This window comes from Proteus alimentorum (genome assembly GCF_002607735.1).
Classification (GTDB): Bacteria; Pseudomonadota; Gammaproteobacteria; order Enterobacterales; family Enterobacteriaceae; genus Proteus; species Proteus alimentorum.
Genome location: NZ_NBVR01000031.1, coordinates 413,483 through 425,767 on the forward strand (window position 1 = coordinate 413,483; position 12,285 = coordinate 425,767).

A 12,285-nucleotide genomic window follows, 5' to 3' on the forward strand; every position below is an offset into this window, starting at 1 on the left:
TTTCCATTAATTAAAATTTTAAAAACATCATTTAAATAGTGCCCACATTCAAAATGAAGCATGCACTTCCAAAAACACACTTATATATTTTTGAGATTGCCTACATGAATTACACCATCAAGTTCTAACTCTCTAACAAGAGAGTTATAAAGCCGAGTTTGTTCTGGTTTTATGATTTTATTATTGAATTCATTAAAAGGAACATTTAAAGCATTTAATAAAATTAAAATATTTTCAATACTAAAAGTAGAATCTCCTCTTTCATATCTTGATATTTGTTGTTGACTTACTGATATTAAAAATGCCAACTCTTTTTCGGTTAAACCTTTTTTTATCCTCTCATGCCGAATAAACTTCCCTATTTCTAAATTTAGACTCATTACGCCTCTATTTTTATTATCTATGTTAATTTTATATAAGAAATATAAACTTAAAATACGAGAAAAATATTAAACAACAGAAATGATGATGTAAATAGTCAAAATATGATGAAATAAAATGTTACAATCTTCAAAAAAACAGATTTTACATTTTATTGATATATCTATCACAATTTTTATTAATGAATAATGCATTCATTAATAAAAATTAAAAAAGGATAGATAAAACCTATTCTTAATTTCTATTAATGAAACATTTTGATACAAAAAATAACAATATTTCTTATTTTGCTTCTTTTTGTACTCTTTATATGAGTGATAAGCAAATAAAAGCCCACATGAAAATAAAAATAAATTAATTCATATAGTTAGAATAGCTTTCGAAACGGTTAAAAACAGAACAGGTAAAATAAGTTATTAAATTCAATGACTATTTTAGTCATTTATTTCAATTTTTTTATTCAAAAATTCTATTTTTACAAAAAAATCATTGTTAGGTGTAATTTGTGATAAAAAACCCAGTAATATCAATAATTACTGGGTGTCATCGGCCTTAAATACTCTTTTTTAAATGCTATTTATTCTGATTGATATATTCATCAATTTTTGTATCAATCTCATTGCGTTCACTTTCTGATAATAAATGAAACATAGCAACATTAGAAACATTAACATTCAGTAAAGAGGCATAAAAATAAGCTTCTTTTATATCTCCTTTAAGCAGGTAAGCTTCATAGAGACCTAAGAATGAAGGTTCTGCATAACTCATATTTCCTAATCTAGCCTGCATTGATAAAACATAATCACTATGATTTTTTAATGCAGAAAGATACATATTTCCATACATGCCATAATCATTATTATCGACCTCATTTGTATACAGATTATTTAGTTGTGTATACATACTGCTATCTATCCCATACGGATAACTGAATGATAATAGATACCACTCAATTGCTTCATCTAAATCCCTTTCCATAGAACAAGGTGGATTTAAATGATAATCACCAATTTCTTTAATGTAATTATACGTAAACTCACTGTTTTTAGACTTACTTAGCGCTAACCATTCTTTAAAATAACGCTTCGCTTCATTAATATTATTCTTATCTTCACAACGATTTTCAAAATAGTATTGATAAATATATTGACTGGCTTGGCTAACTCCTAATTTATAGGCTTTATCAGCATAAAATAAACTTTTTTCACTGTCTTTATTAAAGTAAAACTCCGACAATAACAACAGACTTTTATTGTCATCTTTTTTCTTTAAGTCATTGACATAGTTGTCTAGCTTTATATTATCCCGTTCATTCCATTCATAGTATTTTAATTTTGAAGGAACAGTACTATCTTCATCATATTTATTAATAGGTTTATTTATAATCGATAAATCTTTTAAACAAATTTCATCACCTAATGCTGCACATCTCTCGCGCCATGCATTTCTTTCATTTTTTGTAATATGAGTTAATTCATCAAAATGATAATCATAAAAAGGGCTACTAAATATTGATTCAATCTCAATTTCTTTTTTGATAATAAACTTCATTGCCTCTGTGTAACCTGACTCTGCCAATTCAAAAATATCTTTATAGTACTTTTTCAAATTATCTTTATTAAGATGATCACGAGTGCTTTCATAAATAATATTTTTTGTTATATATTTAAATAAAATATCTTTATTTTCATGTAAGGTAGGTTGGATAGCGATTTTTATCTTTTCATCGAAGAAAGCACGTTCGAATAGAAAATTTGTAACTATATCGGCATTCATTCCTTGTTTTAAAAGAATATCATACCCTTCTTTACGCTCTTTCTCTGTTAAAGAATAATATTCTAAGTCACTTCTCAAATCATCGATAATGAGTCTGAAAACATCCTCATCAATTTCATTTTTATATTTTATTCTGGCTATGGCTTCATGTATTTTGGCACTAGAAATATAATGACTTGCCCTTTCATACAATGAAAAAGCACTTTCATCATTTTCAACGGGATCTTCTTCTAAAAGAATATCTGCATAATAATGTGCTAGTTTATAATTTGGGAAAAGACCTCGATTTCGATTATGTTCAACATGTTCTTTAAGAATGTTAACAACTTCCTCTTTTTCAATATAATTTGAATCATCAAATTCAAAATAGAGTTTAACTAAAGCATACTGACTTTCTTCTAATAATTTTTTGTTTTCTATGTTCTCTTTTAATAAATGAATCGCTTTTTCTAAATCTTGCGAAGTTCCTATGCTGTGTGCATAGTAATTTGCTATTAAAAGCTTCACTTCTGCAGAAGGATGAATGTCGTAAGATTTATTGAGCAATTCAAATGCTTTATTAGGGTTATATAATTCACTTGCCGGATCAGAATACACATTAGCGACAGCTATCATCCCTTGATGAGAGTTTGGATATACCTCAAGTAATTTATTGATATATTTTTCAGGCGACTCGCTAAAATACTTTGATTGTTTATTATAATTACTTGACAGTTCTTTAATTAGCGCAATTAATCCATCATGATGTGCTAAATCAGCAGATAATTTTAAATAAACTTTAGCTAAAAATGCATCTTCCCTCAGCTCGTTAACTTCCACATCACCATGATATATTTGATAAAGTAAATAAACGGCATCAGGATAATGGGCATTCGCAGAATCAATAAGTAAATGAATATTTTTTGATATTAAAGTATATTTTAAATACATTAATTTAGGATCTTTCTTTTCCACAAAAGGATGTATATAACCTTCCGTCTTAAGTGATCTTTTTGTTGAATCTGGACTATTTAAATATTGATATATGGCTTCTTTATTACCTGTTTCTGCTAATGCTTCAAGCTCTCGAATTGTCTCTTTTTTTTCAAGCCATGTTTGTTCTCCATACAGAGACAACAATGTGCTTTTTTGCTCCCGATCATAATCAGATTCAATTTCTTTTAAAAAGCGTTTTGCCTCAACAGAACCTAACTCAGCGGCTTTCGATATGGATGATAGCCCACGGGTATCATCAGAAGTGCTGTGAATAAAATCGTGATAACGTAAATATCCTAAATTATAGAGTGCATCTTTATTTTTTAAATTTGCGGCTTTAATTAACCATTCTCGAGCAATCAGACGATCTTCAGGTACAGCAACGCCTTCCCAATATATCATTGCTAAGCTAAATGCAGATTGTGGATCATCATCAGCGCGTTGTTTAAAATACGCCACAGCTTCTTGATATTCTCCTTTCTGATAAAAATCATAACCGTCTTGCAAAGGCGAAAGGGTAACTTTAGTTTGGTTAAAATAAACACCTATTGTCACAACTAATAATATAAAAAATACTATTATACTTTTTATTTTACGAGACATATTCATCCTTAAAACTAAATATTTAAAAAAATCTCATTATATAATAATAAGATCCACTTAATTTCCCTAATCAAATTTAAAGTCGACATGATAAATTTACTGTTTTCTATTATTTAATAATATTATCAGGCTTTATCTTTAAATGTTATCTTTAAATTATTTGAATTAGCTTTAAACAATCAATTAATCAGTATTAAAAAATCCATACCATATTCAATTTATTCTACATTTGGTAAATTTTCATACTACCTATTCCCTATCAAGCAATTTCAATGAATAATAGAGAAAGAGACGCTTCATACTGAATGGTTATTAAAAAACACCGTTTTTTATCTTGTTATTCTGCTCATTTGATCGTTTCAGGCTGAAAAGTTTCGCTCGATTTCATTATTTAGGAAAATGCCATGTTTCAATCACTGCCTACACCTTCTCACGCTCGATTCATTGCGATTCGTTTGTTGCCTAATGACGATGTCATTATGACGTTACGACACATGATAAAAGAAAATAATCTTCAATCTGCATTTATCGCAGGTTGTGTGGGCAGTTTAACAGATGTGGTATTACGCTTTGCAGGCCGCGAAGAAAATCGTTATCTTACAGGTAAATTTGAGATTGTTTCACTGATTGGTACATTAGATGCTCAGGGGGAACATTTACATTTAGCTGTCTCAGATGAAAATGGATTAATGTGTGGTGGACATATGATGCCAGGTTGTACAGTGCGCACGACGCTAGAGCTCGTTATTGGTGAGTTAGAGCAAGTGACTTTTAGCCGTCAGCCTTGTGAACACTCTGGTTATGAGGAGTTGGTCATCACACCGCGTAAATAGCCTTTTTATTAAAAAGAGCGTTATTGACGCAAAATAATAAAACCAATAGTCACTATCCTTTGTAAAGGTTTTTAAACTATGTCTACAACTCCTCAAATTTCGAGCCGCACTCTTGTGCTCATTGTTGTTTCTATTGCAATAAATATGATCGGTGGTCAAATCACCTCTATGGTCAAACTTCCTATCTTTTTAGACTCTATCGGTACGCTTATCTGTGCTTTATTAGGTGGACCATGGGTTGCATTATTTACTGGATTATTAACTAACCTATTATGGGGATTAATTAGTGGTCCAATGGCTGCTGCATTTGCACCTGTTGCCATGATGATAGGATTAAGTGCAGGTTTATTAGCGCGTGCGGGTGGTTTTCGATCATTAATTCGAGTTATTGGCTCAGGTATTATTATTACTTTAGCGTTAATGATTGTCGCCGTTCCGATTCGTACTTATTTATTTGGTGGAGCCACAGGCAGTGGTGCGGATTTCTTTGTCGCTTATTTTCATGCCGTTGGTGAAGGACTTATTGAATCTGTTGCAATTACTGTATTAGGTGCAAATCTTGCCGATAAAATATTATCAGCAATTATTGCTTGGTTATTAGTACGTCAATTACCGCAAAGAACGCAACGCAACTTTCCTGCAATGGCTAAGGTTCGCTAATAATGCATCCCTTTACCTCATTGGCATTATGGCTTTGGCTAAGTGCTAGTGTACTTTTCTTATCATTAAGCGTACCACTGCTGATTATCAGTAGTGGTACTTTTATTAGCTTATTACTTTGGAAAGCCTCTCGCTGGCGTTGGCGCCTTATTGCATGGTTGATGATCCCTATGGCGATAGGTTTATGGTTAGTTCATAGTGGTTGGCTTGCTTATTGGTTAACAGGTGGCATTTTAGATACCAGTAAACAAACTATAGCAATAACGCTATGGCTAAGATTATTAGCAATAATAAGTGGTGCCCAATTGTGGTTGCAGTACACTTCAACCGAACAATTTATTAGAGCCTTATTTGCTAGCCGTCTCCCTATGAGCCTTTCCTATTTATTAGCTGGGCCTTTGTTACTTGTAGAACAATTGCGCCAACAATTACACAATATAAGAGAAGCACAATTAGCACGAGGTGTACCTCTTGATGGTTCATTCAGGCAACGTCTCATCACATTACCTGCCATTATTCTGCCACTTATTAGCCATGTATTAAGTGATTTAACTATTCGTAGTGCTGCATTAGATATGCGAGGATTTCGTATTATTGCAAAACGTACTACGCTTTCTCCTCCTGTCGATACACCACTACAAGAGATGTTACGCTATTTTATTTTACTGCTTATCTTTGTTGAAGGAGCTATTTGGCTATGGTACTAAATCTTCAGCAATTTAGTTTCACTCCTCAAGGTGACGAGCTACCTATTATTGGCCCTATTGATCTGCAATTAAAACAAGGGGAATGGCTTGTTGTTTTGGGCGGAAATGGCAGTGGAAAAAGTCTTCTTGCCCAACTACTAGCAGGTTGGTATCCCGATTTGTTAACAGGCTCAGTGCAAGGCTTGGGAATTGTACAAAATATTGCTTTAGATAAAAGTCGATTAGTGTCACTTGCCCCCGGAAGACAACTCGTTCAACAATCTCCTCAATTACAACTTTCAGGTTGTGCTTTTACAGTAGAGCAAGAGATTGCTTTTGGCCCTGAAAATTTAGGATTAAGTGATAATGAAATTCGATTTCGCATAAAAGAAGCAATGATATTAACACAATGTGACAACCTTCGTTTTCGCCACCCATCAACACTTTCAGGCGGAGAAGCTCAGCGTGTTGTCATTGCAAGTGCTCTTGCCATGCACCCTAAATTATTATTGCTTGATGAAGCATTTAGTCGTTTAACGCCTAATGCAACACAACAATTACAGCAGCGCATTAAACGATACGCACAAGAGCACAAATGCAGTGTGATTATTTTTGAACGCAACTTATTGCCAGCAATAACGCTTAGTGAACAATTTTTATTGTTAGAAGCAGGAAAAACAAAAGCGACAGGCACCTTAGAAGATATATTCCCTTTTTTATTTACGACAATTAATGCTCCTGATGCATGGTTAGCTTTAAATTGGTTAATTGAAAACCATTATTGGAATAAAAATATTGTAAATAACGATAAAGCCTTGCTTAATGCTTTTAAGGAGTTTTATGTTACAGCTCGATAATGTGACTTATCGCTGGAGCGATGATGTTCCCCCTTGTATTTCTCAATTATCGTTAACATTAAATCAAGGAGAGTGGATCACTTTAGTCGGCGATAATGGCGCAGGTAAATCCACCTTATTACGATTAATTGCAGGGTTATTAACCCCCAATGCAGGTGATGTAAAACTCAACAATCAATCACTCTCTCAAATGAAAGCAAAGCAACGTGCTCAATATATTGGTGTATTATTCCAAGAGCCTGAACGACAAATCTTTCATAACACAGTAGAAAAAGAAGTCTCTTTTGGCCTAAAACAACGCAAATTTTCTAAAGATGAGATTAAAAAACGTTTAGATGAAACATTAATGCTTTGCGGTTTAAGTCATGTCGCTGATGTTCATCCTTTAGATTTACACGCAGGTCAACGCAGAATGGTTGCCGTCGCAAGTTTGAGTATTTTATCACCTCAAATATTACTGCTTGATGAACCGACTCGCGATTTCGATGCATATTGGCTAACTTGTTTTGAAAGCTGGCTTCAAGTACAAAAAACATTAGGTACATCGGTTCTTGCTATTAGCCATGATCTTGATTTTACAGCACGTCATTTTCAGCGGGTTATCCATTTATCTTCAGGAAAATTAATTGCTGATGGTGCTCCAGAAAATGTATTAATGAGCTCAACGCTACAATCCCTTTCAGATATACCGGCACCTACGTTATACTCATTGAGTCAGAAATTAAAATTACCAATAAAAAACACCCCTGTTGAATGGGCTGAAATGTTAATTAAAAATAAATAAAAATCATAAAATTAACTCATAATAATCTTAATGCTTATTTTTAATATTTATTTTATTGTTGGAGATAATATAATGGAAATTATTCACACCCTATTAGACTCATTGGGTCATTTATCTCCTATTACACTTTTTCTCTCCATTACATTAATCACCGCCGGTAAATCGACCATTGGTATTTCTTCATTCTTACCTCCTGCATCTTTAATGCTGATCTTTATTTTTGGTGCCTGCTTACCTCTTTATTCTCCTATCTTTCTTTGGTTGGCAACCAGTTGTGGCGCACTATTAGGCTCAATTATTAGCTATGAATTAGGCCGTTCTATTTATCGTTTTCCTCGACTTAAAGCATGGATTAAGCGTTATCAGTCAAAAATTAATCGAGTTCAGCAACTCTTGAAAAATAAAACTCACTATATTTTATTTATTTCTCGATTCCTTGCTGTATTTCGTTATTTAACGCCCTTTAGTGCCGGTTTATTAAAACTACCTATATGCGGTATTTACATCACCAGTGCTATTTCTGCATTAATTTGGTCAGCGATGTTTGTGCTAATTGCGACAGGCGTACTTTCGATTGCTCTATAAAACCTGCAATTACGACTAAACTTTATTACTGCTAAACTTTACTTATTCTCTTAACATTAAAAAGATCTATTTTTCCTTTCTTTACCCAATTATTTAACGATTTTATTATTCCTCTATTTTTTCATTTTATTTTTCATTATCGATAAATAGGCAATTTTTTAGCTCATTTTATCGTTTCTCTAGCAAGTTATTGATATTTTCTTTGGTGTTTTATGGCGATCACCATAATTATGATTAAAAATTGCATAATTACTATACTGATCACAAATTGTTATTTTATTGTTTTAATTTCATTAACTCACCTCACAATTTATTAACGTTCCTTATTTCTATAAAAGTTGTCATGTTGTATACAAGTTGGTGTGAAACATTCACCTGCGTTTTTATGTACAGGAACAACATCATGAGAATAAGAAAAACAAAACTTGCCATCGGTATTGTTGCTGTTATTGCTGTTGTCTCATTAGCAGTAATCGGCAAAAAAGAGAATGCGAATAAACAATTTCTCTCTGTAGCAACCGCTTCAACAGGAGGAACGTATTATCCGATGGGAGTGGGTTTAGCAAACGTATGGAGTACACATCTTAAGGATAGAGGCGTTCAAGTAACGGGGCAATCTTCTGCAGGCTCAATAGAAAATATCTATTTAATGCAGAAGAATGAAGCTCAACTTTCAATACTACAAAGCCTTTTAGCCGTAGAGGCTTATGAAGGGGTGCGTAATTTTGAAGGAAAACCAGAAAAAGATCTGCGTTCAATTTCTATGTTATGGCCTAATGTCGAACACTTTGTTTTAATGGATAACAAAGTAAAAACTGGCACATTAGAAGATATTCGCGCGACTAGCTTTTCCGTGGGGCCTCAAGCTAGTGGTACGGAACAATCTACCATTATTATTCTTCAAGGCGTAAATTTAACTAAAAAAGATATCACTCCAGAATATCTTGGGTATGGCGACACTGTTTCGGCCATGCGAGATGGTCGCCTTGATGGCGGTGCATTGCCTGCTGGGGTACCCGCTTCTGCGGTAACTGATATGTACGCCAGTGGTGTCAGTGCAAAATTACTCGAGGTTACTGATAAGCAACTTGATGATATCAACCATGTGGCGAATTCATGGTTTCGTTTTGAAATTCCTACCAACACCTACCCTCGTCAAACTGAAATGGTCAATACGATTGCTCAACCGAATATCTTAATGACCACCACCAGCATTGATAATGATCTGGTTTATGAGTTGACAAAAACCATGTTTGAGAACCTTCCTGAGGTTCACCAAGTTCATAGCGCAGCCAAGTACATCACCACAGAAAATGCATTAAAAGGTGTTTCTGTACCCTTACATTTAGGGGCTTACCGCTACTACAAAGAAATCGGATTAGAGATCCCTGATTATCTTATTCCACCAGAAGCTCAAACGCAGACTAATAATAAATAACAGGAGTGAGTTATGACTAACAATGACCACCTAACTCCGGTAGAGCCACCTGCATTAGATAAAGAAGCAAGCTCCGGCAATCGCCAACTTGCAGGTATTTACCTGAAAATTACCACAACTCTTGCAATATTAATTTCGCTTTATGCTATTTATTCCAACGCATTATCAAATACTCAAGAATTTTATCGTAATACTATTTTCCTTAGTGGTATTTTAATTTTAGGATTTATTTTATTTCCATTCTCTAAGCGTTTTTCAACGCCTAAATTTAATGGATGGGATTATCTTTTTATTGCTTTAACATTAATCAGTTATGGATATTTTTTCTTTAATTATGTTGATCTTCACGTTGTCAGAAAAAGCATTCCAAATACAACCGATTATGTCATGGCTATATTAGGAATAATTGTACTGTTTGAAGCAGCAAGAAGAACCACTGGATACTTCATTCCGGGGCTTGCAACTTTTGCCATTATCTATGCTTTATTTGGTCAGTATTTTATGGGTATTTTCGGTCATGCAGGGTTCTCTGTAGAAAGATTGTTATACCGTTTATTTATGACCAGTGAAGGTATTTTTGGGATCACCCTTTCAACCGCCTCAACAGCGATTGTTGTCTTTATTCTTTTTGGCTCATTCTTAAGTGTGAGTGGAGCAACAGCACTGTTTAATGACTTAGCACTTGCTCTTGCAGGTCGTCGTCGTGGTGGTCCTGCTCAAGTTGCTGTCATTTCATCCGCATTAACAGGTTCATTAAGTGGAAGTGCCGTCGCCAACGTAGCAACAACAGGGACTTTTACTATTCCTTTAATGAAAAGCATTGGGTTAACGCCTCGCTTTGCGGGTGCCGTAGAAGCTACAGCATCAACAGGCGGTATGATAATGCCACCTATTATGGGTGCTGCCGCGTTTATTATGGCGGGCTTTTTAGGTATTTCTTATACCACTATTGTTATTGCCGCGATTATTCCAGCGTTATTGTATTACGCAGCTTTAATTATGGCGATTGATATCGAAGCCAAAAAACAAGGATTAAAAGGTTTAAGTAAGGAAAATATTCCACAAGTTAAAGCGGTATTAAAAGCGCGTGGTTTATTATTACTACCTTTAGTTATTGTTATTGGCACCTTATTAGTAGGTAAAACACCTATTTATGCGGGCTTTTTAGGTATTCTGACCATTATTGTTGCAAGTTGGATAACGCCTGATAAATCAGTCCGTATGACATTAACTAAAGTCGCTGACGCCTTAGCTGAAGCGGCTCGTGGCTCTGTTCAAGTGACTGTCGCTTGTGCTGCCATTGGTGTCATTATCTGTGTTGTTACAATGACGGGAATTGGCGCAACATTAGCCTTTAATATTGTCTCAATGACAGATAACACATTATGGATGATCTTATTAGTTGTTATGTTGGTGTGTATTGTATTAAGTATGGGCTTACCTTCAACGGCATTATATATTGTCGTAGCCGTTACAGTGTCACCTATCTTAATTAAAGCGGGCGTAATGCCTTTAGCGGCTCACTTCTTTGTTTTCTGGTTTGGTGCTTTATCCAATATTACACCACCTGTAGCATTAGCAAGTTATACCGCAGCCAGTATTGCACGAGCTGATCCAATGCAAACATCATGGGATGCGGTTCGTTTAGCACTTCCCGGTTTTATTATTCCGTTTATTTTAGTCTATAACCCTGCTTTACTGATGCAAGGTGATAATTTAGGTGTACTTTCTATTGGATTAATGATTATTAGTGCATTAATCGGAATTTATGCACTAAGTATCGCAACGGCAAACTTCTGGATGATTAAAACAACGTGGTTTGAGCGTATTGCATTTGCAGTAGCGGCAATTCTAATGATTAAACCGGGCTTATATACCGACCTTTTAGGTGTCGCCTTGATCCTATTAACCGGTGCATTCCATTTATTACGGTCTAAAAAACAGTTAGCCAATATGGAGCATGCATCTGGAGAAAACTAGATGATACAAAAGATCTCACGCAAAAAAGCGTCGCATCAAATTCTTGAACAGATTAAGCAAAATATTAGTAACGGGACTTACCCTATTGGTGAAAAGTTGCCCTCTGAAAATGTACTTGCTGACGCTTTTGGTGTCAGTCGAGTTCCCATCAGAGAAGCATTAGGTGTCTTAGAAGCAAGTGGGATTATCACCTCTCGTCAAGGTGGTGGACGACGTGTTATAGACCATTCCATTTTAAGCAAATATGAACCTATTGTAATGGAAATTGCTTGCCCTGAAGAGATAGATTCATTGCTTGAAATGCGTGAGGTCATTGAACATGAAGCGGCAGCTATTGCCGCTTTACGTCGAACCCCAGAAGAATTACGCGCTATCGAAAACGCCCACGATGCCTTTATTTTAGCGACAAGACAAAATAAAAGTATTGGTCATAAAGAGGACTATCAATTTCATCGTTCTATTATGATTGCTTCTCATAATCCTTTTTTTGTGCGGATCTTAGATAACTTACACGAACTCTACCTTGGCGTATTAATGTATTCGTTAAGTAAAAACAAAGGACGAGATACGGAAATTGAGCGAGTGATTGCAGAACATGAGGCAATTGTTGAATCAATACGCCAACAAGATCACGATGGAACAAGCCATAGAATGCGTCTTCATTTAACCAATGTGCGTGGCAAATTAAAGCGCTTACAACAAGAACCCTGTTAATTTAACATTTATA

At 34.6% G+C, this 12,285-nt stretch carries 11 protein-coding genes; 9 read left to right on the forward strand and 2 right to left on the reverse strand.

The window, feature by feature from the left end; all coding sequences use genetic code 11:
* Positions 1-80 precede the first annotated feature (80 nt).
* Positions 81-380 (reverse strand): helix-turn-helix domain-containing protein, encoded by a 300-nt coding sequence (locus tag B6258_RS12435; protein ID WP_099075514.1) that lies wholly within the window; start codon positions 378-380, stop codon positions 81-83.
* A gap of 574 nt (positions 381-954) precedes the next feature.
* The gene (locus B6258_RS12440; RefSeq protein WP_099075515.1) at positions 955-3,735 is read right to left on the reverse strand and encodes an SEL1-like repeat protein; all 2,781 of its coding nucleotides are present in this window, start codon (positions 3,733-3,735) and stop codon (positions 955-957) included.
* A gap of 404 nt (positions 3,736-4,139) precedes the next feature.
* Here B6258_RS12440 and B6258_RS12445 point away from each other — a divergent pair, with 404 nt between their 5' ends.
* From B6258_RS12445 to B6258_RS12485, 9 genes are all read left to right on the forward strand, one after another.
* On the forward strand, positions 4,140-4,568 hold the full coding sequence (locus B6258_RS12445) for a PPC domain-containing DNA-binding protein (RefSeq protein ID WP_099075516.1): 429 nt from the start codon (positions 4,140-4,142) through the stop codon (positions 4,566-4,568).
* A gap of 78 nt (positions 4,569-4,646) precedes the next feature.
* Positions 4,647-5,228: an ECF transporter S component gene (locus tag B6258_RS12450; RefSeq protein WP_099075517.1), complete on the forward strand. Its 582-nt coding sequence runs from the start codon at positions 4,647-4,649 to the stop codon at positions 5,226-5,228.
* Positions 5,229-5,230: 2 nt separating this feature from the next.
* A complete protein-coding gene (locus B6258_RS12455) occupies positions 5,231-5,935 on the forward strand; it encodes an energy-coupling factor transporter transmembrane component T (protein ID WP_164996169.1) in 705 nt (234 codons plus the stop codon).
* A complete protein-coding gene (locus tag B6258_RS12460) occupies positions 5,926-6,771 on the forward strand; it encodes an energy-coupling factor ABC transporter ATP-binding protein (protein WP_099075518.1) in 846 nt (281 codons plus the stop codon). The genes B6258_RS12455 and B6258_RS12460 overlap by 10 nt, the downstream gene beginning before the upstream one ends.
* Positions 6,755-7,555, forward strand: a complete 801-nt coding sequence (locus B6258_RS12465; RefSeq protein ID WP_099075519.1) for an energy-coupling factor ABC transporter ATP-binding protein — start codon at positions 6,755-6,757, stop codon at positions 7,553-7,555. The genes B6258_RS12460 and B6258_RS12465 overlap by 17 nt, the downstream gene beginning before the upstream one ends.
* 72 nt (positions 7,556-7,627) lie before the next feature.
* Positions 7,628-8,140 (forward strand): DedA family protein, encoded by a 513-nt coding sequence (locus B6258_RS12470; RefSeq protein WP_099075520.1) that lies wholly within the window; start codon positions 7,628-7,630, stop codon positions 8,138-8,140.
* Between the two features lie 403 nt (positions 8,141-8,543).
* On the forward strand, positions 8,544-9,578 hold the full coding sequence (locus B6258_RS12475; RefSeq protein WP_099075521.1) for a TAXI family TRAP transporter solute-binding subunit: 1,035 nt from the start codon (positions 8,544-8,546) through the stop codon (positions 9,576-9,578).
* A 12-nt stretch (positions 9,579-9,590) separates the two neighbouring features.
* A complete protein-coding gene (locus tag B6258_RS12480; protein ID WP_099075522.1) occupies positions 9,591-11,558 on the forward strand; it encodes a TRAP transporter permease in 1,968 nt (655 codons plus the stop codon).
* Positions 11,559-12,272, forward strand: coding sequence for a FadR/GntR family transcriptional regulator (locus B6258_RS12485; RefSeq protein WP_099075523.1), 714 nt, complete (start codon positions 11,559-11,561; stop codon positions 12,270-12,272).
* Positions 12,273-12,285: the final 13 nt, after the last annotated feature.